This is a genomic window from Cellulomonas sp. C5510, assembly GCF_019797765.1.
GTDB lineage: Bacteria > Actinomycetota > Actinomycetes > Actinomycetales > Cellulomonadaceae > Cellulomonas.
Window position 1 is genome coordinate 2,879,551 of the sequence record NZ_CP081862.1, and the last position, 20,946, is coordinate 2,900,496.

The following is a 20,946-nucleotide window of genomic DNA, read 5'->3' on the forward strand; positions in this document are numbered from 1 at the left end:
GGCCCTGAACTGCAGCACCGCGTCTCCGACAGCCCGCCGGCCACGCCGCCCGCTCTCCGTCCGGGGACTCCTGGCACGGCGCCAGTGATGCAGCGCGACACCACCTTCGCCGAGGAGGTGCCTGCCCCGGAGCTGTCGCCGTCGACCCACGCGCGAAGCGACCGTTCGAACTACTTCGACGCCCTGCGCCTCGGCCTCGCGCTCCCGGTCATGTACTCGCACGCACATGCGCTCAGCGGAGATCCCGAACCTCAGGCGTGGTCGCGGACGCTGGGCCATGTCGCGGTGCACGGCTTCGTCGCCATCAGCGGCTGTCTCGTCGCATCCAGCTTCAGACGTTCGCGGAGCGCCGGCGACTTCGCGGTCCGGCGCGCGCTACGCATCCTCCCCGAGCTCGTCGTCGCCATGATCGTCGCGACCTACGCGGGCCGGGCATTCGAGGGTTACCTCCAGAACCCCGCACCCTCGATCACCAACGGCCCGGTATGGACACTCACCTGGGCAGTGCTGGCGCACGCGGTCCTGGCGCTTCTCGGGATCGCAGGCGTCCTGCGTCCGGGAGCTCTCCCCGCGTTCGTTGCCGCATGCTGGGTCGCGTTCCTCACGACGCTTGGCACCTACGACCCGTTCGCCCTGGCCATCGCACCCATGCTGCTGGTGTTCGCAGGCGACGCGCTCCTGAGCGTGCACCAGGAACTCATCCGACGGGGCGTCATCGCGGTCGCTCTCGGGGGGGGCTGGCACTGACGATGGACCTTGAGGTCTTCGCCACGGTGACCCACCAGGTGGCTCGCCTCGTCCCCGTACTCTGGGGCCCCTCCTGGGATCTCGTCGACCTTCAGAGTGCGAATCTACCGTGCCTGCCCGTCATCGTGGTCGCCGTCGGCGCGACCAGATCCTCGGCTGTCCGCCTGCCGTTCGACCTCTCCTACGGAACCTACCTCTACGCGTGGCCTGCGGCACAGGTCACGGTCGCGCTCGGTGCGGCATCCGGCTGGCGCCCGTCGTCCTGGGCGCTGTTCGCTGTCACGCTCGCGCCGACCCTGCTCCTCGCGGCCGCATTGTGGTTCGGCGTGGAGCGGCCGATGCTCCGGCTCCGCGGGTCACAGGTCCTCCGCACGGGGCCGCACGCACCTCCACCTGGCTGACAGGAGGGCGGCGGCGCTACAGCACACCTGGCGCAGCCGCTGCCCAACGTCCCGTCCAGTCCCCGATCGGCGTCACGCCCACGGCCTCCAGCGCGCCGTGCCCCAGCACGGAGTACGCCGGCCGCGGGGCTGCGCGCACGTAGCCCTCGGAGGTCGTGGGCCGCACGATCGCGGGGTCCATCCCGGCGGCACCGACGACCGCCTGGGCGAAGCCGTGCCAGGACGTCTGCCCGCCGGAGGTGCCGTGGTAGGTCCCGGCGGGGGCGCCGGCGGCGACGAGCCGCTCGACGAGGTCCGCGAGGTCGACCGTCCAGGTGGGCTGTCCGACCTGGTCGGCGACGACCTCCAGCTCGCCCCGCTCAGCAGCGACGCGGGCGATCGTCCGGGGGAAACAGTTGCCGTGCCTCCCGTAGAGCCACGCGGTGCGGACGACGAGATGGTCCGGTGCCTCGGCCCGCACCGCCCATTCCCCCGCTGCCTTTGTCCGCCCGTAGGCGGACCGTGGCGCGATCGGCGCACCCTCGGCGTACGGCGTCTCGGCCTGACCCGCGAACACGTAGTCGGTGGAGATCTGCACCATCCTCGAGCCTGCCGCGTGCGCGGCTCGCGCGAGCAGCGCCGGGCCGACGGCGTTGACGGCGAACGCGGTGGCCTCGTCCGCCTCGGCGGCGTCCACCGCCGTGTAAGCGGCGACGTTGACGACCACGTCGTACCCGGCAGCGACGTCGCGCGTGGCCCCAGGGTCGGTGATGTCCAGTTGATCGCGGTCGACGGCGTCGACGTCGTGCCCGCGGTCCCGCAGCAGGGGGACCAGGTCCCGGCCCAGCATGCCGTTCGCCCCCGTGACCAACCAGCGCACATCCACTCCCGTCGTCGACTACCAGACGCAGCCTACCGGCGCGGATAGGCTTGCCCCCGGCCGAACTCACCTGAGAGGACCCCCATGACCTACCGCGAGCTGTCCGTCCCCGGCGCCTGGGAGATCACACCGGTGCAGCACGGCGACCCGCGCGGGGTGTTCCTCGAGGCGTTCCAGGGCGGTCCGTTCGCCGAGGCGACCGGGCACCGGTTCGACCTCCAGCAGGCGAACCTGTCGGTCTCGGCAGCAGGCGTGCTGCGCGGCATCCACTTCGCGGACGTCCCTCCGGGGCAGGCGAAGTACGTGACGTGCCCCAAGGGCGCGGTGCTCGACGTCGTGGTCGACATCCGCGTGGGCTCCCCGACCTTCGGCACCTGGGACACCGTGCTGCTCGACGACGTCGACCGGCGCGCGATCTACCTCGGAGAGGGGCTCGGGCACGCGTTCTTCTCCCTCGAGGACGACTCCACGGTCATGTACCTGTGCTCGACGGGCTACTCCCCCGGGCGTGAGCACGGCGTGCACCCGCTCGACCCGGCGATCGGCATCGAGTGGCCGACGACCGACCGCGAGGGCCGGCCGGTCGCGCCGCAGCTGTCCGCCAAGGACACCGCCGCGCCCACGCTCGCCGAGGCCGAGGCGCAGGGGCTGCTGCCGCGCTACGACGAGGTCGCGGCCTACGTCGGGTCGCTGCGCGGCTGACACCGCCACCGCGGCGCGCCGCCGCGGGACCGACGACCTGGAGCGACGTGACGCAGGATCCCAGCACCACCCCGGCGGCGGTCATCGGCCGCGCCGACGCCCGCCGCGTCGCCGTCGGCTCGGCCGTCGCCGCCGTCTCGTCGACCCTCGTCGTGCTGGCCGCCCCGCGGCTCAGCCAGACCGTCGCGGACAACACGATCTTCCTCACGTTCTGGTCGGCGCTGTTCGCCGGCCTCGGGGTGCTGACCGGGATCTCCGTGGAGACCACGCGGGCGGTGAGTGCCGTCACGCACCGAGCCGGCCCGGACGGCCCGACCGGCGCGGCGCTCAGCCGCACCGGGCCCCGGGTCGGCGTCGCCGGAACGGCGACCGGCCTCGCGTTCGCGGCCGTGCTGGCCGCAGCGGCGCCCTGGTGGGGGCCGGCGGTGTTCGGGGACCACGCCGTGGTCCTCGCCCTGCTGGTCGCCCTGGGCTGCGCGGGCTGCGCCGTGCACGCGTCCGTCACGGGGGCGCTGGCCGGCGCCGGACGGTGGCCGGTGTACGCGCGGCTGGTGGGCGGGGAGTCCACCGTGCGGCTCGTCCTCGTCGTCGCCCTGGGGCTCGCGGGCGCCTCGGTGGTCGGCCGCGGTGCGGGCGCCGCGGTGGCGGCGTTCACCGCCGTCGGGTTCCTGCTCGTCTCGCGCCAGGCCCGCTCGGCGGTGCAGGTCCGGGCCGATGCCCCGGTGCGCCCGTACGTGGGCCGGCTGCTCGCCGCGGCCGTGGCGAGCGGCTCCAGCGCGGTGCTCGTGATCGGCTTCCCGACCCTGCTGGCCGCGACGACGGACGACGCGGCCTACGCCCACGCCGCGCCGCTGCTGCTCGCCCTGACCCTCACCCGGGCGCCGCTGATGATCCCGCTGAACGCGTTCCAGGGCGTCGCGGTGACGCACTTCGTCCGGCACAGCGACCGGGGCCCGGCGGCCCTGTGGCCCATCGCCCGGGTGGTCGTGCCGGTCGGCGTGCTCGGCGCGCTCGCCGCGTGGCTGGTGGGACCGCCGCTCATGGAGCTGATCGCCGGCGACCCCGCCTACCGCGTCGCCGGCTCCGTGCTCGCGCTGCTGACGCTCGCCGCCACGGGCCTGGCGATGCTCACCCTGACCGGTGCGGTCTGCCAGGCGCTGACCCGGCACGGCGCGTTCGTGGGCGGCTGGCTCACCGCCGTCGCCGTCGCCCTCGCGCTGCTGCTGCTGCCCGGCGGGCTCGAGATGCGCGCCGCCGTCGCGCTGCTGGCCGGTCCCGTGGCCGGCATCGTCGTGCACCTCGCCGCACTCCGCGGCGCGGCGCACCGGACCGGGAGGACCTCGTGACCGCCGACCGCCCTCGTCTCAGCGTCTGCGTCGCGACCTACCGCGGCGCCCCGTGGGTCGTCGAGCAGCTGGAGTCCGTGCTGGCGCAGCTCGGCCCGGACGACGAGGTCGTGGTGGTGGACGACGCGTCCCCGGACGACACCGTGGCACGGGTCCGCGGGATCGGGGACGCGCGGATCCGGCTGATCGCCCGGGACCGCAACCTCGGCTACGTGCGCACGTTCGAGCAGGCGCTCACCGAGGCCCGCGGCGACCTGCTGCTGCTCGCCGACCAGGACGACGTGTGGGAGCCCGGACGCGTGGGGACGATGGTCGCCGCGCTCGAGGGCGGCGCCGACGTGGTGGCGACGAACCTCGCCACGCTCGGCGGCCCGGACCGCATCCCCGGGCCCTACGGCCAGGCCGACTGGCACCTGCGCGCCCGGTCCTCGGGGCACCGGGTCCGCAACGTCCTCGGCGTGCTGATCGGCAACATGCCGTACTACGGCTGCGCGATGGCGGTCCGGCGCTCGGCGCTGGGCACCGTGCTGCCGTTCCCGGCGCTGCTCACCGAGTCGCACGACCTCTGGATCGCGCTGTACGGCAACACCACCGGCCGGATGCGGCACCTCGAGATCCGCTCGGTGCGTCGCCGGTACCACGACGAGAACGCCAGCCCCGACCGCCCGCGCGGTCCGGTGATGGTGCTGCGGTCGCGGTGGATGCTGGTCCGGGCCTGCGCGGAGCTCCTGCGGCGACGGCTCCGTCGGCGCTGACAGCCGGAGTCTGCGGGACCCCGCGGGGCCACCGCCGGCTCAGCGCGAGACGGCGTACACGTGGCGGTCGACGCCGCCCCAGCCGAACCCGTCGACCTCCGTCAGGCACGGCTCGGCGATGGGTGAGGACGACACGACGCGGTCCAGCTCGGGGAACCGCTCCGCCAGCGAGCACGGCGACACCGTGACGACCACCTGGTCCTCGCCCTGCGTCGTGAACGACGGCTCCGCCTGGTCGGCCCAGTCGAACTCGACGAACGACCCGCCCCGGTTCCAGATGCCCTCCGACGTCGCACCGGGATCCAGCCGGAGCCACTGCTCGCGGTCGGGCCCGGCCATCTGCCGACTGCTCAGCGCCGGCACCCCGGTGGCGGTCAGCAGCGCGTCCACGGTCTTGTCGTCGCTCACCCACAGCGTCCCGGCGTCGCGCGCCGCGCGGCCCTCGGCGAGCATGCGGTCGGCCACCGCCGTGCCGCGCAGGTCGGCCAGGCCGACCAGCACCGGGTTCACCTGCCACACGAGCAGGAACGCCGCCAGCGAACCCGCCGCGTAGCCGCCCCACCAGCGAGGCCGGGCGACGAGCAGCGCCACGACGGCGGCGAGCACCACCAGGCTGAGCCACACCCGGGTCGGGGTCAGACCCGGCAGGGTGGTCTCGACGATCTGCGAGGACGCGTAACCGGCGGCGAGCACGACCGCGGCGGTGACGGCGACGACGACGCGCCACGGGGCCCGGTCGCGCCACCCGGGCAGCACCAGGCACAGCAGGAGCGCCGCGAGGAACCCCGTCATCGTGGCGGCGCGCTCGGGCGGCACCAGGTTCGCCAGCGGGATGCGGCGGCCCAGGCCGCCGAAGCTGATGGTGGTCCACGCGATCCAGGGCGCGGAGCAGACCAGGACCGTCCAGACCGCCGCCCGGTGCTCCCGGGACCGGAACGTGATGCCGACGGCGAGCAGGGCCACGGCGACGATCCCGGCGACGAGGAAGCCGGAGGACAGCTCCGAGGGGTTGCCCTGGACGATCGGGATGCGGCGGAGGTCCGCGAGCGCCGTCGCGCCGAACAGCTGCTCGACGGGCACGGGCCCGCCGGTGCTCACCCGGGAGCCGGGGTAGACGGTGCCGGCGGTGGCGGCGAGCGAGGCGCGGTTCTCCCACAGCACGGCTCCCGCGAGAGCGAGGGACGCGACGCCGACCGCCGCGACCGCGACGCCGCGCCGCACGCGGGTGACGCGCTCGGCGAGCAGCGGCACGATGCCGAGGGCGAGCACGACGGGCGCGACCACGAGCGCCCACGGCTGGTAGAGCAGCGGCGTGCGGGCCAGCAGCCACGCGGAGGCGAGCCCCCACAGCGCCGTGCGCCACCAGGGTCCGCGCTCCCCCGCCGAGACGGCGCACCGCTGGAGCGCCGCCGCCCCGGCCGCCAGGAACCCCCAGAGCTGCAGGGGTGACAGCGACCACCAGGCCGTCGCGGGTGCGAACGCGATGAGCGCCGCGGCGAACAGGCCGGGCCACCGGCTCCCGACCAGCGGGCGCAGCAGCGCGGGCATCCCGAGGACCAGCAGCAGCAGCGGGAGCCACCACCGCGCGGCGAACAGCATCTGGTCCGGCAGGAAGGTCCCCCACCGCAGCACGGCGCCGTCGGCCAGCACCACCGACGACACCGGCGAGTCCGGCAGCATGGTCGTGAAGCCCTGCGGCGCGGTCAGGGGGTTGAGGTCGTCGCCCTGCCCGGTCGCCATCACCCCGAGCGCCAACGGGCTGGAGGTCAGGAACTCGTCGGACCGCGTGACGGCCGCCTGCAGCAGCTGGTCCCCGGACGGGCTGCCCGGGTCCTCGCGCAGGTACGTGGCGCCGATCGACGACAGCGTGACGCCGGTCAGCGTCAGCAGCACGTACACCACGACCGGCACGCCCACCCAGGGAGACGGGAGCAGCCGCCGCCAGCGCGGCCGCGCCGCCGTCGGGGGTGCCACCGTCGTCGTCGGCCCGGCGTCGGCGCTGGCGGTCATGCGTGGTTCTCCGTCCCCGCCGGTCGACCCTCGGCCGGCACGCCAAGGTACCGCGCCCGCCGTCCGCGGCCGCGCCGCCCGACACCCGCGTCCGGGTGGCGGCTACCGCCCCGGGCCGCCGATTCCCTAGGCTGGCGGGCGGCCCGTCACCGGTCGGGCTGCCGCCGGAAGGACTGTCACTTGCACCCGAGCACGACCCCCGCCGAACGGAAGGCGCCGACCGTCGGCGCCGGGCACCGCTGGGAGCCGCACGAGGGCCGCCTGGCCCGGCTGCTGCGTACCCGCCAGATGCTGATCTCGGTCGTCGTGCTCGTGCTCGCGGGTCTGTCGATCACGGCGCTGCACACGTACCGGCACCCCGAGATGTCCCCGGTCGACGAGCTCCAGCACATCGACTACCTGTTCAAGGCCCCGCACGTCGTGCACAGCGGCGAGAAGGTCGGCCAGGACGCGATGCGGGAGCAGGCCTGCCGTCGACTGCCCGCCTGGCCCCAGACCGAGGCGTGCTCGACGACCACCGTCTACGACCCCCTGGACTTCCAGGAGTCCGGCAGCAACACCGCGGCGATCTACACGCCGTTCTCCTACACCGTCACCAAGGTCGTGGCGTGGCCGCTCCAGGCCGTGACCGGGGCGGGGCTGGTCACAGCCGCGCGGCTGGTCGGCGGGCTGTGGCTCGCCGGCGGCCTGGTCATGAGCCTGCTCGCCGCGCGGCGCCTGGGCGCCCACCCGTACACGGCGACCGGTCTGCTGCTGGCGACGGCCACGGTGCCGACCGTGCTCTACCCGGCGGCCACGATCACCCCCGACGCGATGGCGCTGCTCGGCGGGGCCGCTCTGCTGTGGTCGGTCCTGTGGTGGCTGGAGGCGCCCTCACGACGGTGGTGGCTGCCGGCGCTGCTCAGCGGCGTCGTGGTCGCCGTCAAGGCGCTCAACATCCTCGTGGTGGTGCTGCTCGCGCTCTTCGTCCTGCTGCGCGCCGTGGTGACCGAGGTGCGGCGTCGCCGCGCGGGCCCGGCCGCCGACGAGGCCGCCGATGCCGCCGGTGCCGACGGTGCCGACGGGGACGGCGTCGCGGGGTCCGCACCCGGGGCCGCGCAGTCGGCGCTCGTCATCGCCGCGATGTCGGCCGTCGCCCTCGTCCTCGCGGTCGGCTACATCGCCTACACCGGGGCGACCGCGGTCGCGTCGAGCGACGGCGTGGCCATGACGGAGCGCGCCCGGGTCGACTCGTTCCCCGTGGTCGCGACCGTCGAGCACCTCGGCGTGTTCCTGCAGGTGTTCTTCGACGCGGGCAGCGTCAACGTGCTCGGGCCCGTGGGCGCGATCAACCAGCGCCTGCTCGGGCTGATCGTCTTCGGCGGCACGTTCGGCGCGCTCCTGGTCGCCCGGAGGATCTCCCTGGACGTCCGGCTCCTGGCCCTGTCCCTCATGGTGGTCGGCATGATCGGCGCTCCGCTGATCATCGCCTTCACGTACGTGTCGCAGGGCAGCTTCGTGCCGATCCCCGGCCGCTACGCCCTGACCCTGATCCCCGCCGGCGTCGCGGTGGCGGCGGCCGCCCTGCGGGACCGTCCTGCCCGCATCACGGCGGTCGTCTACGGCGTCGGCAGCTTCCTGGCCACCGCCGCGTTCCTCGTCCTGCTCTAGGAGCCGTCAGGACCCGAGCGCGTGCCGGGCGAGGGTCCGCAGCGCCCGGCCGTCGCGGAGCCGCAGGGCCGTCGGCAGCAGCGTCGCCGCGTACAGCCGCGAGGTGACGTGCAGCCGGGCCGCGCGGCTCGCCCGGTGCCAGCCCCGCTGCCGCATCAGGCGTGCCGCCAGCGCGAAGTACTCCCGCTCACCGGCGAACCGCGAGCCGTCCAGCAGCTTCACCGACGAGGCGCTGGCGTCGTGCCGGCGGTAGGCGAAGCACTCGGCGGGCTCGACGACGAGCTGCGAGCCGGCGAGCACCATGTCGAGCACGAGCGCCAGGTCGAGGATGATCGGCAGCCCCGGGCGGAACGGCGTGGCCTGCACCGCCTCGCGGCGGAAGGTCAGCGACGGCCAGTACAGCCAGTCCCCGTGCAGCAGGCTCGTGGCCAGAGGCTCGCCGGCGAGCACCCGGGTGCCGGTGCCCCGGGGCCGCACGAGCCGCTGCTTGACCTGGTCCGCGAGCGGCCGGACGACGGCCCCGTGCTCGTCGATGACCCGGACACCCGGCTGGATGATGTCGGCGTGCGGGAACCGGGTGTGCGCCGCCCGCACGACCGCCACGTAGTCGGGCAGCAGCACGTCGTCGGAGCCCGGTACGGCCACGAGGTCGTGCTCGGCGAGCTCCACGCACTGCCGGAACACGGCCGAGATCCCGCGGTTCTCCGGGTTGCGCAGGTAGCGGACGCGGTCGTCCCCGAGGGACGCGAGCCACTCCCCCGCCCACGGGTCGGGGTACGCGTCGTCGACGACGGTCAGGCGCCACTGCGGGTCGGTCTGCTCGAGCACGCTGCGGACCGTGGCGCGCAGGTACTCGGGCTCACCCCAGTAGGGCAGCATCAGGTCGACGACGGGCGCCCCGGGCCCCGCGGCGGACGTGGGGCCGGTCACGGTGCCGGGTCCGGACCGTCCGACGGGAGCTGGCCCGGGACCGGAGGCGTGGCGGTCTCGTCGGGCGCGGCCGCGAGTCCGGCGGCGAGCCGCTCGAGGTCGAACCGCAGCAGCGCGACCTCCTCGGTCAGCGTGCGGGTCTCCTCCTCCAGCGTCGTGATCTCCGAGCTGAGCTGGATGCACACCAGCAGGAGGACGATCGAGGCGAGGGCGAACAGCAGGTTGCTGGGCGTCTGGACGCCGACCAGGCGGGCGAGGGCGCTGACGACGCCGGGGAACGCGCCGAAGACGCAGATGCCCACGCCGACGACGATCCAGGCGATCGCGTACTTCTCGCGCAGCCGGCGGGTGCGCAGCAGCACCACGAGGAACACCAGGAGGGCGATGCACGCGCCCACCGCGAACCAGTAGCCGCTCACCGGTGCACCCCCGCGGGGACCTGGCCCAGCGGCCGGGACAGGGCGATCAGCAGGGCGACGAGCGCCCGGCCGAGGAACAGGGCGGCCTTGGCCGGGTTGTGGGACGGCACGCCGCCCGACCGGGCACGCATCTCGACGCCGACCTGCCGGACCACCAGGCCGGCGCGGCACGCGATGACGAGCGACTCGACGGTGTCCCCCAGGTACTCCGCCGGGTACTCGTCGGCGAAGAGCAGGATGGCGCGCCGGTTCGAGGCACGGAAGCCGGACGTCGTGTCGGTGAGCCGGGTCCCGGCGCTGCGCGACAGCACCGCGGAGAGCACCTGCATCGCCCAGCGCCGCGGACCGCGGACCGTGTACGAGCCGACGCCGGCGAACCGCGCGCCGATCACGACGTCGGCCCCGAGCTCGTCGAGCGACGCGACCACCCGGGCGACGTCGGCCGGGTCGTGCTGGCCGTCGGCGTCCACCTGCACGGCCGCGTCGTAGCCCTCCCGCGCCGCGAAGCGGTAGCCGGCGCGCATCGCCCCGCCGACGCCGAGGTTGAGCGGCAGGTCGAGGACCATCGCCGTCCCGCTGGCCCGCGCGACGTCGGCGGTGCCGTCGGTCGACCCGTCGTTCACGACGAGCACGTCCGCGTGCGGCAGGGAGGCGGCCAGCTCGGCGAGCACCCCGGGCAGGGCCTCGCGCTCGTTCCACGCCGGGACGATCACGAGGAGCCGCTGTGTCTGGTCCCGTGTCACGGGCCACTACCTTAGCCGGGGGCGACCACCCGCGGGACGACGCGGGACGACCACGAGGAGGATCAGCGATGCGCGTGCTCATCGACGCGACGGCCGTACCGGCGGACCGGGGCGGCGTCGGACGCTACGTCGACGAGCTGGTGCCGCAGCTGGACGCCCTCGGCGCGGACCTCGTGCTCGCGGTGCAGGCCCGGGACGTCGGGCACTACGGCGCACTCGCCCCCCACGGCCGCGTGGTCGCCGCCCCGGCCGTCGCCGCGCGGCGTCCGGTGCGGCTCGCCTGGGAGCAGACCGGCCTTCCCGCCCTCGCGCGGCGGGTGCGCGCCGACGTGCTGCACTGCCCGCACTACACGATGCCCGCGCTCGCCCCGGTCCCGGTGGTCGTGACGCTGCACGACGCCACGTTCTTCACCGACCCGGACCTGCACCTGCCGACGAAGGCCCGGTTCTTCCGCGCCGCGACCCGGCTCGCCACCCGCCGCGCGGCGGGGCTGGTGGTCCCGTCGCGCGCCACCCGGGACGAGGTGGTCCGCGAGGCGGGCGCGGACCCCGAGCGCTTCACGGTCGCCTACCACGGGGTGGACGCGTCCCGGTTCCACCCCACGTCCGCGGCGGAGCAGCAGCGCGTGCGCGCCACGCTCGGCATCGGCGACCTGCCGTACGTCGCGTTCCTGGGCACCCTCGAGCCGCGCAAGAACGTCCCGGCCCTCGTCCGCGGCTGGGTGCGCGCCTGCGCGGAGCTCGACGAGCCGCCGGCCCTGGTGCTCGCGGGCGGCCGGGGGTGGGACGACGACGTCGACGCCGCGCTGGCCGCCGTCCCGGACCACCTCGTCGTGCGGCGGACCGGGTACCTGCCGCTGGAGGACCTGGCGGGGCTGCTCGGCGGGGCCCTCGCGGTGGCCTACCCGAGTCTCGGCGAGGGCTTCGGGCTGCCCGTCCTGGAGGCCATGGCCTGCGGCGCGCCGACGCTGACGACGCGCGCGCTGTCCCTGCCCGAGGTCGGCGGCGACGCGGTCGCCTACTGCGGGACGTCGGCGGAGTCGATCGCGGACGGGCTCGTCGGGCTGTGCGCGTCACCCGCCCGGCGCTCCGAGCTGTCGGCCGCGGCGGTGCGGCGGGCGGCGACGTTCACGTGGGAGCGGGCCGCCCGCGAGCACCTCGGGGCCTACGAGCGCGCCGCGGCCCGGTAGGTCGCGGCGTGGGCCTCCGCGGAGGATGCCCACGTCATGCCGGCCGCCGTCCGGCGCCCCGCCGCCGACCACGCACCGGCGTCGCCGTCGACGAGCGCCACCAGGCCCGCGGCGAGCGCGTCAGCGTCGGCCGGGTCGGCGAGCACCCCCGCCCCCGCCGCGAACTCCGCCATCGAGGTTCCGGCGGACGTGAGGACGGGCACGCCGTGCGCCATCGCCTCGAGCACGGGCATGCCGAACCCCTCCCGGAGGGAGGGGAACGCGAACGCCGTCGCCCCGGCGTAGGCCGCGTGCAGGTCGGCCTCGGGCAGGCGACCGAGCAGGTGGACGGCGCCCTCGGGGAGCGCGGACAGCGCGGCGGCGACCCGGTCCGCCTCGCCGCCCCACCCGGCCGGCCCGACGAGGACCAGGTCGGGGAACCCGGGGGCCTCCGCCGCCGCGCGCGCGTAGGCCTCGACCAACCGCGGCAGGTTCTTGCGGGGCTCGAGCGTGCCGCACCACAGCACGTAGGGGCGGTCCACGCCGTGCCGCCGCCGCCAGGCGGCCCGCTCGGACGGCGTCACCTCGGGCACGCGGACGCCGTGCGGGACGACGTCCACGCGGTCGGCGTCGACGCCCTCCGCGACGCAGTCGTCGCGCGTCGCGCGCGACGGGACGACCACACGCGCCGCCTCGGCCCGCGTGATGTCGAGCGCGCGACGGAAGAACGCGTTGCCGCGCGGGGTGAAGTGGCCGGGGTCCCGGAGGAACGCGAGGTCGTGCACCGTGACGACCAGCGGCGCCCGGTGCCCGGGCACCGCCCACGTGGTGGCGTGCACCACGTCCACCCGCCCGGCGGGCCCGTCCGCGCGCGGCCGGCGCAGGCGCGACCACGACTCGTACAGCGCCCGGCGCGGCAGCGCCGAGCGCACCACCGGCACCCCGAGGCCCCCGTCGTCCCCGGCGTCGCCGCGTGCGGCGAGACCCACCGGCCGCACGCCCGCCGACGGCAGGGCGGCGACGAGCTCGCGGATGTACGAGCCCGAGCCTCCCGGCACCGGCTGCCAGAGCTGCTCCACGGTCAGGGCGACGTCCACGGGCGCGAGCCTAGACTGCCGGTCGTGCCCGCTCCCGCGTCCGTCCGCGTCGTCGTCGTCACGTGGAACGGGGCCCACCTGCTGCCGGACTGCCTGGACTCCCTGCGGGCGCAGACAGTCGCGGACGAGCTCGAGGTGCTCGTCGTCGACAACGCGTCGTCCGACGGCACGACGGAGCTGCTCGCCGAGCGGTACCCCGACGTGCACGTGGTGCGGGCACCCCGGAACCTGGGCTTCGCCGGCGGCGCCGCGCTCGGCTGCCGCGGTTTCGGCGGCGACTGGGTGGCGCTGCTCAACAACGACGCCGCGTTCGCCCCCGACGCCGTGGAGCGGCTGCGGGCCGCCGCGACCGCGCCGGGTGCCGAGGACGTCGGGGCGGTCACGGCGCGCCTGCTGCTGTCCGAGCCGGACGGGGGTGCGCCACGCCGCGTGAACTCCACCGGGAACGTCGTGACCCGCGCGGGCACCGGGGCGGACCGGGACTGGCTCGCTCCCGTCGGCCAGGAGTCCACCGACCCGGACGTCTTCGGGTTCTGCGGCGGTGCCGCCCTGCTGCGCCGCCGGGCGCTCGAGGAGGTCGGCGGGTTCGACCCGGAGCTGTTCCTGTACTACGAGGACACCGACCTGTCCTGGAAGCTGCGCGCCGCGGGCTGGCGGGTGGTCTACGCGGCGGACGCCGTGGCGGTCCACCGGCACGCGGCGAGCAGCGACGCGGCGTCGCCGCTGTTCCGGTACCAGAACACGCGCAACTCGCTCACCGTGTTCACCCGCCACGCGCCCGCCTGGGTGGTCACCGCGTCCGCGGCCCGGCAGCTCGCGGGTCTGCTGCGCGCCGCCGCGCGCTCCGGCCCGCGGGACCCGCTGGTGCGCGCCCGGTGGCGTGGCCTGCGGGACTGGGCGCTGCGCCTGCCCCGGACGCTCGCCGAGCGGCGGGCCGTCTGGACCGGCGCCCGGGTACCGCGCGCCGAGGTCGCGCGGTACCTCCGCGGGGGCTGAGCGCGACGCCGCCCGGTCCCCCGGGTGTGCGCGCCGACGGGGGCCACCCACAGGTCGGACCGGTACGCTCAACCGTCGGCACGACCTGACGGAAAGGCGTTCTCTTGGTGCGGTTCTGCAGCGTCGCGGCCGGGGTCGACCCGGTCGCGCTGCGCCTGACGCTCGACGACGCGCTGCGCCACCACCCGGGCAGTCGCGGTGTCGTGCTCGACGTCGACGGCTCGACCACCGCCTGGGACGGTGTGGACGTCGTGACGCCGTCCGACATCGGCGTCCCCGACCGCATGCTGCACGCCGCCGGGCTGCTGGCCGACCCGCCGCTGCTGCGCTCCTGGCTCCTGCCCCGGCTGCTCGCGTACGTCGCCCGCGAGGAGCGCGTCGCGGTCCACCTGTCGGCTGGCCTGCGGGTGCTCGCCCCGCTCGACGCCCTGCTCGACGGCGCCCGCGAGCGGGGGCTCGCCCTGGTCGCGCGCTGCGACGGCCTGCCGCCGCACGACGGCCTCAGCCCGACGTCCACCGAGGTCGTCGACGCCGGTCCCTACCGGGAGGCCGCGCTCGCCGCCACCGCGGGTGCACTGCCACGCATCGAGCAGTGGATCGCCGAGTCCGACCTGGGCCGGCCGTCCGCGTGGCAGGCGCTCGCCGCCGTGACCGACCCCCTGGTGCTGGCCGCCGGCACCGTGCTGTCGCGGTGGTGCCTGTGCGCCCGCACCACCGTGCAGGAGGAGGACGGGACGGTCACCGCGGACGGCGTCCCCGTGCTGGCCGTCGACCTGGCGGAGTTCGACCCCGCGCGGCCCTGGCTGCTGTCCACCGCCGGGGCGGACACGACGCGCGCACGCCTCACGGACCACCCCGTCGTCCGCGACCTGTGCGAGCGGCACGCCACGGAGATGCGGGCAGCCGGGTGGACCCCGGGGTCCCGCCCCGTGGAGCCCTTCCGGCTGACCCCCGCCGGCCTGCCGGTGGACACCGCCATGCGCCGCGCGTACTGGGACGCGGTGGTCGACGTGCCCGACGGCTCCCCGGAGCCCCCCGACGCCTTCGACACGCAGGACCCCGGCGCGTTCGCGCGCTGGCTGGACGAGGTCGTCACCGACGGGGTCCCGCTCACCCGGTACCTGCTCGCGCTGTACCAGGACCGCGAGGACCTGCGGCGGGAGTTCCCGCACGTGCCGGGGGCGGACAGCGCGCGGTTCGTCGACTGGCTCGACCTGCACGCGCGGCACGAGAACGACTACGCGGTGCCGCTGCTGGAGTCGGGGTCGCGGATCGCCCGCGAGGCGGCCCGGCACCCGCGGCCGGACCGCCGCGCGCCCGGTCTGAACGTCGCCGGCTACCTCCAGGGCGAGCTGGGCATCGGCGAGTCGGCGCGCCTCATGGTGCGGGCCCTCGCGACGACCCACGTCCCGTACTCGACCATCTCCGTGGGGCGGCACCTGCAGTCCCGCCAGGCGACGGAGCTCGGGGGGCTCGCCGGCGCCCCGCAGCGGTTCGACCTCACGCTGCTGTGCGTCAACGCCGACCAGACGGGCGCCGCGCTCGACGCCGAGCCCGACCTCCTGCGCTCCCGCTACCGGATCGGGATGTGGTACTGGGAGGTCGAGGACTTCCCCGCGACCATGCACGGGGGCTTCGGGCACCTCGACGAGGTCTGGGTCGCATCCGATTTCGTCCGCGACGCCGTCGCCCGTCACACGTCGCTCCCCGTGGTCACGGTGCCGCCCCCGCTGCCGCAGGCCTCGGCACCGACGTCGCTGACCCGCGCCGACCTCGGTCTGCCCGAGGACCGGCCCGTCGTGCTCTTCTCGTACGACTACCTCAGCACGGCCGAGCGCAAGAACCCCGTCGGCGCGGTCGAGGCGTTCCGTCGCGCGTTCGCCCCGGGCGAGGGGCCCGTGCTCGTCCTGAAGTCGATCAACGCCGACAAGCGCGTCGGCGACGCCGAGCGGCTGCGGCTGCGCGTGGCCGACGAGCCGGACGTGGTGCTCATGGACACCTACCTGAGCGCCGACGCCCGTGACGCCCTCGTGCAGCACTGCGACGCGTACCTCTCGCTGCACCGCTCCGAGGGCCTGGGACTGACGATCGCCGAGGCCATGGCGTACGGCAAGCCGGTCGTCGCGACCGGGTACAGCGGCAACCTCCAGTTCATGACGCCCGAGAACTCGTTCCTCGTGCCGTGGACGCCGACCCGCATCCCCGAGCACTGCGAGCCGTACCCCGCGGGGTCCCGCTGGGCCGACCCGGACCTCGATGCCGCGGCTGCGGCACTGCGCACGATCGTGGACGACCCCGCGCTCGCGACCGCCCGCGGCCAGCGCGCCGCGTACGACATCCGCGAGCTGCACTCGCCCCAGGTCGCGGGCGCCCGGATCGCCGCGCGGCTCACGGAGGTCCGCTCGGAGCTCCCCCGCCTCGTGTGGCGCTCGCGCGCCCGCCGGGTCCGGGACATCGCGACGCGCGCGCTCCGCAGCCGCTGACGCCCGGGGGTCCTGACCGGGCGCGCGACGAGGGGCCGGGTCCGTGCGGACCCGGCCCCTCGTCGTGAGCCCCTCAGTCCTCCTGCTGGGCGGCCTCGGCGCCGCCGAGCACCCGCCGCACGCGGCCCGTCGCGCGTCGCACGACCTCGCGCGGCCCCCCGGCGGACAGGTACTGCCTGGCCAGCAGCAGGTCGTCGCGGACCGAGGGTCGCCGGCGCTGGAACGCGCGCGCGGACGCCGTCGGCGCGCCCAGGGCGTGGGCGAGGTCGACCGCGCGGCGCGGGTCGCGGCAGAACTCCACCAGCGGGCGCAGCGCGGTGCTCCACGTGAACCGGGTGGCGAACGCGCGGACGTTCTCCCGGGCCGCCGCAGCCGCCGCGGGGTCGTACAGCATCTCCTCGAGCGCCGCGGCGAGCGCCTCGACGTCCCGCTCCGGCACGACGCGACCCAGGCCGTGGTCCCGGATCAGCTCGCCGAACGTGTCGCCGCCCGTCGCGACGATCGGCAGCGACGCCCACAGGTAGTCCAGGATGCGGGTGCGGAACGAGTACGCCGTCTCGATGTGCAGGAAGTGCGTCGACACGCCGACGTCCGCGTCCATGAGGTAGTCGGCGCGCTCCGCGTACGGCACCCAGCCGTGGTTGAAGAAGACGTGCTTGCCGGTGAGGCCCAGCTCCTCGGCGAGCTGCTGCGTCTCCCACGCCATCTTCATGTCCGGCACACCCGGGTTCGGGTGCTTGAGCCCCATGAAGTACAGCCGGATGTCCGGGTGGGCCCCCTTGAGCCGGTCGACCGCACGCAGCAGGGTCAGCGGGTCGAACCAGTTGTAGACCCCACCACCCCAGATGATGACCTTGTCGTCCGGCCCGATGCCCTCCACCTGGCCGCGGATCGCCGACCGGCGCTGCACCGGCGGCTCGTCCGGGATGCCGAACGGCACCACGCTGATGAGCGCGTCCAGGCTGGCGTCCTCGTCGTACACGGCCGGGTTGACGCGTCCCTGCCCGGCGAGCTGCCCGAGCCAGAAGTCGCGCTGCTTCTCGGACGCGCACAGCAGGAAGTCCGCCCGGCGGAGCTGCTCGTTGAGCGCCCGCGTCGTCTCCCGGACGGCGAGCGCACGCCCGCCGGGGCCGAGGTCGCGCGCCTGCTCGAGCTGCTCCAGGTGCATCGGGTCGTACACGTCCGCGACGATGACCTTGCTGCTCTTCTTGAGCCACGGTGCGGCTTCGAGCAGGAAGCCCTGGAACACGATGACGTCGGCCCACTCGGACGCCTCCTGCAGGGAGCGTCCCGACACGTACTCGGCCGTGAAGTCCTCGGCGGTCACCTGGCAGCCGCCGGTCGACACCAGGCGGACCTCGTGCTCCGGCGCGAGCGCGCGGGCGATCTCCCACGCGCGGATCGCCGGGCCCGCCATCCGCTCGAGCAGCGGCTCGCCCGTCACGACGAGCACGCGCTGCCGGGACGCGAAGTGGTCCGCGATACCGAACGCCTCCACCAGCGTGCGGTGCGCCTCGAGGTACGTGGGGAACCCGTACGCCGGCTCGATGGCGTGCCGGAACAGCGGGAAGAGGTCCCGGTCCGTGCGGCGGCGGCGGGCCTGGAGCTCCTTGCGGGTCTCCAGCAGGCTCGGCAGGTTCTCGGTGAAGTAGTCGATGGCGTAGGGCCCGGTGAGCGCCATCTTCTGCACCTCGACCGTGCCGACGTCGTCGTTGCCGGGCGACCGCTGCAGGTCCAGGACCGTCGCGTCCGTGTCCGTGCGCGCGAGCGAGCGCCGTACGGCGAGCGCCATCGCCGCGGGCAGCGCGCGGGCGAGCGTCTCGTCGTCGAAGTTCTTGTACATCGACAGCAGCGCGTTCCGCTCGAGCAGGTAGCTCTCGCGGTAGTTGCCGAACTTCTTCATCGTCACGTGGTGCTTGTGGTAAGCGACGGAGCCCGGGACGTACCGCACGCGGTAGCCCAGCAGGTTCAGGCGCCAGCCGAGGTCGACGTCCTCGTAGAACATGAAGAACCGCTCGTCGAACCCGCCGACCTCGCGGAACACCGTCGCCGGCATGACCGTCGCGGCGCCGGTCGCGAACAGCACGTCCTTCGGCCGGTCGAACTCCGGGGAGTCCGCGCGCCCGACCTCGCGCTTGTAGCCCATGCCGAACCAGGTCAGCGAGCCGTCGACGTAGTCGATCGCCTGGCCGTCCCAGTCGAGCACCTTGCTCGCGACCGCGCCGATCCACGGGTCCTCGCGCAGCGCCGCCACGGCAGCCGACACCCACTGCGCGTGCGGCCGGGCGTCGTTGTTGAGGAACGCCACGAACTCGCCCGTCGCGTGGTCGACGCCGAGGTTGCACCCGCCGGCGAAACCGGTGTTGGAGCCGGCCTCCACCACGGTGGCGCCCGGCACGGCGGCACGGATGCGCTCGGCGCTGCCGTCCCCCGAGTCGTTGTCCACCACGATCAGCTCGAGCCGGTCGGCCGGCCAGTCCATCTCCTGGAGGTGCCCCAGGCACGTGATCGTGTCGTCGGCGCCGCGGTAGTTCACCAGCACCACGGACACCACGCCCGGACGGACGACCTGCTCGCCCCCTGCGAAACGCTTCATGTTCTCGATCAGCCCTCTACCAGTTCCAGGTCGTGGTCGACCATGCGTGCCACGACCTCCTCGAACTCCACCGTGCGGCGCCAGCCCAGCTCGCGCTCCGCCTTGCTCGGGTCGCCGACCAGCACCGACGCGTCCGCCGGCCGCACGAACCGGGGGTCGGTGGTCACGAAGCGCTCCCAGTCGTCCCCCACGCCGGCGCGGCGCAGCGCCGCCTCGGCGAAGTCGCGGACCGAGTGCGTCCGCCCGGTCGCCACCACGAAGTCGTCGGCGACGTCGTGGCGCAGCGCCCGCACCATCGCGTCCACGTAGTCCGGCGCCCAGCCCCAGTCGCGGCGCGCGTCCAGGTTGCCCAGCGCGATCACGCCCTCGCCGGTCCGGCCGATCGCGGCCGCGGCGGCGGTGATCTTGCGGGTGACGAACGTGGTCGGGCGCAGCGGGGACTCGTGGTTGAACAGGATGACGGTCGCCGCGTGCAGGCCACGGCCGCGGTACACGGCGGTCTGGTGGTGGGCGAACGCCTTCGCCGACCCGTACGGGTTCACGGGACGCAGCGGCGTCCGCTCGTCCTGCGGCTCGACCTCCGGCTGGCCGAAGATCTCCGCGCTCGACGCCTGGAGGAACCGCACCGGCCGGCCGGAGGACTCCTGCAACCGGTACGCGGACTCGAGCAGCGCCGTGACCGCGAGCCCGCTGAGCCGCGCCGTCAGCACCGGCTCCGCCCAGGACGTCGCGACCGAGGAGATGCCCGCGAGGTTGACGACCTCGTCGGGCGCGACGTCGGCGACCAGCGCCGCCAGGGCGTCGAGGTCGCCGAGGTCGCCCTCGTGCAGCACCACCCCGGGGTGCCGCCGCCGCAGCGCAGGCGCGGCCTCGTCCCCCGGCCGCACCAGCCCGTGGACCTCGGTCCCCTCCTCGAGGAGGCGCTCGAGGAGGTACGTGCCGTCCTGACCGGTGACGCCCGTGACGAAGGTCGTGGTCACCGGCTCACCGCCCGCTGAGCGCGCGCTGCTCCGCCAGGTCGTTCTCGACCATCATCCCGACGAGCTGCTGGAAGCCGACCTGCGGCTGCCAGCCGAGGACGTCCTTGGCCTTCGACGGGTCGCCGATCAGCAGGTCGACCTCCGCGGGGCGCATGAACGCCGGGTCCTGCTTCACGTGGGGGGCCCAGTCGGTGATGCCGACGTGCGCGAACGCGGCGTCGAGCAGCTCGCCGATCGAGTGGGTCTCCCCCGTCGCGACGACGTAGTCGTCGGCCTGGTCCTGCTGCAGCATCCGCCACATCGCCTCGACGTAGTCGCCGGCGAAGCCCCAGTCGCGCTTGGCGTCGAGGTTGCCCAGCGTCACGTGCTCCTGCAGCCCGAGCGAGATGCGCGCGACGGCCTGCGAGACCTTGCGGGTCACGAACTCCGGGCCGCGGCGCGGGGACTCGTGGTTGAACAGGATCCCCGACGAGGCGTGCATCCCGTACGACTCGCGGTAGTTGATCGTCATGTAGTGGCCGAACACCTTCGCCACGCCGTACGGCGAGCGGGGCCACAGCAGCGTCGACTCGCGCTGCGGGACCTCCTGCACCTTGCCGAACATCTCGGACGACGACGCCTGGTAGAAGCGCACCTTGCTCACGTCCTCGCCGGCGTACAGGCGCACGGCCTCGAGGATGTTGAGCACGCCCTTGCCCGTCACGTCGCTCGTCAGCGCTGCGTTCTCCCACGAGTACGCGACGAACGAGATCGCGCCGAGGTTGTACACCTCGTCCGGCTGCGACGCGTTGAGCGCGCGGATCAGGCTCGACATGTCGGTGAGGTCGCCGGTGAGCAGCTTCACCCCGGGCACCGTGCGGCGGACCAGCTCGAGCTTCGGGTTGTTCTGGCCGCGGATGAGGCCGAACACCTCGTAGCCCTTCGAGAGCAGCAGCTCGCTCAGGTAGAGGCCGTCCTGGCCGGTGATGCCGGTGATGAGTGCGCGGGGCATGGCTCTCAGGTTCCTGTCGACGGGAGGTTGCGGTGTCCGAGCATATCGGCCCGGCAGGCCCGCTGACGGCGC

At 74.8% G+C, this 20,946-nt stretch carries 18 protein-coding genes; 9 read left to right on the forward strand and 9 right to left on the reverse strand.

The features are described 5' to 3' along the window. Nucleotides 1-87 precede the first annotated feature (87 nt). Both K5O09_RS13245 and K5O09_RS13250 read left to right on the forward strand, forming a co-directional pair. Nucleotides 88-747 (forward strand): acyltransferase, encoded by a 660-nt coding sequence (locus tag K5O09_RS13245; protein WP_222169974.1) that lies wholly within the window; start codon nucleotides 88-90, stop codon nucleotides 745-747. A 125-nt stretch (nucleotides 748-872) separates the two neighbouring features. After that, nucleotides 873-1,148, forward strand: coding sequence for a hypothetical protein (locus K5O09_RS13250; RefSeq protein ID WP_222169975.1), 276 nt, complete (start codon nucleotides 873-875; stop codon nucleotides 1,146-1,148). Between the two features lie 16 nt (nucleotides 1,149-1,164). Here K5O09_RS13250 and rfbD read toward each other — a convergent pair whose 3' ends face one another. Next, complete coding sequence (gene rfbD, locus K5O09_RS13255; protein ID WP_222169976.1) at nucleotides 1,165-2,007, reverse strand: dTDP-4-dehydrorhamnose reductase; 843 nt, start codon at nucleotides 2,005-2,007, stop codon at nucleotides 1,165-1,167. A gap of 84 nt (nucleotides 2,008-2,091) precedes the next feature. Here rfbD and K5O09_RS13260 point away from each other — a divergent pair, with 84 nt between their 5' ends. From K5O09_RS13260 to K5O09_RS13270, 3 genes are read left to right on the forward strand one after another with little or no spacing between them, the layout of a single operon-like run. Further along, on the forward strand, nucleotides 2,092-2,709 hold the full coding sequence (locus K5O09_RS13260; protein ID WP_222169977.1) for a dTDP-4-dehydrorhamnose 3,5-epimerase family protein: 618 nt from the start codon (nucleotides 2,092-2,094) through the stop codon (nucleotides 2,707-2,709). Between the two features lie 47 nt (nucleotides 2,710-2,756). Beyond that, entirely contained in the window at nucleotides 2,757-4,055 is a 1,299-nt protein-coding gene (locus tag K5O09_RS13265; RefSeq protein WP_222169978.1) for a hypothetical protein, read from the forward strand. Beyond that, complete coding sequence (locus K5O09_RS13270) at nucleotides 4,052-4,810, forward strand: glycosyltransferase (protein WP_222169979.1); 759 nt, start codon at nucleotides 4,052-4,054, stop codon at nucleotides 4,808-4,810. Before K5O09_RS13265 ends, K5O09_RS13270 begins: the two co-directional genes overlap by 4 nt. A 39-nt stretch (nucleotides 4,811-4,849) precedes the next feature. Here K5O09_RS13270 and K5O09_RS13275 read toward each other — a convergent pair whose 3' ends face one another. After that, a complete protein-coding gene (locus K5O09_RS13275; RefSeq protein WP_222169980.1) occupies nucleotides 4,850-6,820 on the reverse strand; it encodes a hypothetical protein in 1,971 nt (656 codons plus the stop codon). A 180-nt stretch (nucleotides 6,821-7,000) separates the two neighbouring features. Here K5O09_RS13275 and K5O09_RS13280 point away from each other — a divergent pair, with 180 nt between their 5' ends. Then, nucleotides 7,001-8,470, forward strand: a complete 1,470-nt coding sequence (locus K5O09_RS13280; RefSeq protein WP_222169981.1) for a hypothetical protein — start codon at nucleotides 7,001-7,003, stop codon at nucleotides 8,468-8,470. Nucleotides 8,471-8,476: 6 nt separating this feature from the next. On the opposite strand, the gene K5O09_RS13285 is transcribed toward K5O09_RS13280, so the two are convergent. From K5O09_RS13285 to K5O09_RS13295, 3 genes are read right to left on the reverse strand one after another with little or no spacing between them, the layout of a single operon-like run. Then, complete coding sequence (locus tag K5O09_RS13285; RefSeq protein WP_255595425.1) at nucleotides 8,477-9,400, reverse strand: glycosyltransferase; 924 nt, start codon at nucleotides 9,398-9,400, stop codon at nucleotides 8,477-8,479. Then, nucleotides 9,397-9,819, reverse strand: a complete 423-nt coding sequence (locus K5O09_RS13290; protein ID WP_222169982.1) for a DUF2304 domain-containing protein — start codon at nucleotides 9,817-9,819, stop codon at nucleotides 9,397-9,399. Before K5O09_RS13290 ends, K5O09_RS13285 begins: the two co-directional genes overlap by 4 nt. Then, complete coding sequence (locus tag K5O09_RS13295) at nucleotides 9,816-10,562, reverse strand: glycosyltransferase family 2 protein (protein ID WP_222169983.1); 747 nt, start codon at nucleotides 10,560-10,562, stop codon at nucleotides 9,816-9,818. The genes K5O09_RS13290 and K5O09_RS13295 overlap by 4 nt, the downstream gene beginning before the upstream one ends. A gap of 68 nt (nucleotides 10,563-10,630) precedes the next feature. Here K5O09_RS13295 and K5O09_RS13300 point away from each other — a divergent pair, with 68 nt between their 5' ends. Then, nucleotides 10,631-11,752, forward strand: coding sequence for a glycosyltransferase family 1 protein (locus K5O09_RS13300; protein WP_222169984.1), 1,122 nt, complete (start codon nucleotides 10,631-10,633; stop codon nucleotides 11,750-11,752). On the opposite strand, the gene K5O09_RS13305 is transcribed toward K5O09_RS13300, so the two are convergent. Beyond that, nucleotides 11,728-12,828 carry a glycosyltransferase family 1 protein gene (locus tag K5O09_RS13305; RefSeq protein WP_255595426.1) on the reverse strand — a complete coding sequence of 367 codons (1,101 nt, stop codon included), beginning with the start codon at nucleotides 12,826-12,828 and terminating at the stop codon, nucleotides 11,728-11,730. The two genes, K5O09_RS13300 and K5O09_RS13305, sit on opposite strands and share 25 nt — an antisense overlap. A 24-nt stretch (nucleotides 12,829-12,852) precedes the next feature. Between K5O09_RS13305 and K5O09_RS13310 the strand changes: the two genes are divergently transcribed. Together K5O09_RS13310 and K5O09_RS13315 are read left to right on the forward strand one after the other, a co-directional pair. Further along, on the forward strand, nucleotides 12,853-13,824 hold the full coding sequence (locus K5O09_RS13310; RefSeq protein ID WP_222169986.1) for a glycosyltransferase: 972 nt from the start codon (nucleotides 12,853-12,855) through the stop codon (nucleotides 13,822-13,824). A 107-nt stretch (nucleotides 13,825-13,931) separates the two neighbouring features. Next, nucleotides 13,932-16,307, forward strand: a complete 2,376-nt coding sequence (locus K5O09_RS13315) for a glycosyltransferase (RefSeq protein ID WP_222169987.1) — start codon at nucleotides 13,932-13,934, stop codon at nucleotides 16,305-16,307. Nucleotides 16,308-16,380: 73 nt separating this feature from the next. Here the strand turns inward: K5O09_RS13315 and K5O09_RS13320 are convergent, their stop codons facing one another. The 3 genes from K5O09_RS13320 to K5O09_RS13330 are packed head-to-tail and all read right to left on the reverse strand — an operon-like array spanning nucleotide 16,381 to nucleotide 20,874. Further along, the gene (locus K5O09_RS13320) at nucleotides 16,381-18,903 is read right to left on the reverse strand and encodes a glycosyltransferase (protein WP_222169988.1); all 2,523 of its coding nucleotides are present in this window, start codon (nucleotides 18,901-18,903) and stop codon (nucleotides 16,381-16,383) included. Between the two features lie 8 nt (nucleotides 18,904-18,911). After that, a complete protein-coding gene (locus K5O09_RS13325) occupies nucleotides 18,912-19,883 on the reverse strand; it encodes a GDP-mannose 4,6-dehydratase (RefSeq protein ID WP_222169989.1) in 972 nt (323 codons plus the stop codon). Nucleotides 19,884-19,887: 4 nt separating this feature from the next. Next, nucleotides 19,888-20,874: a GDP-mannose 4,6-dehydratase gene (locus K5O09_RS13330; protein WP_222169990.1), complete on the reverse strand. Its 987-nt coding sequence runs from the start codon at nucleotides 20,872-20,874 to the stop codon at nucleotides 19,888-19,890. Nucleotides 20,875-20,946 lie beyond the last annotated feature (72 nt).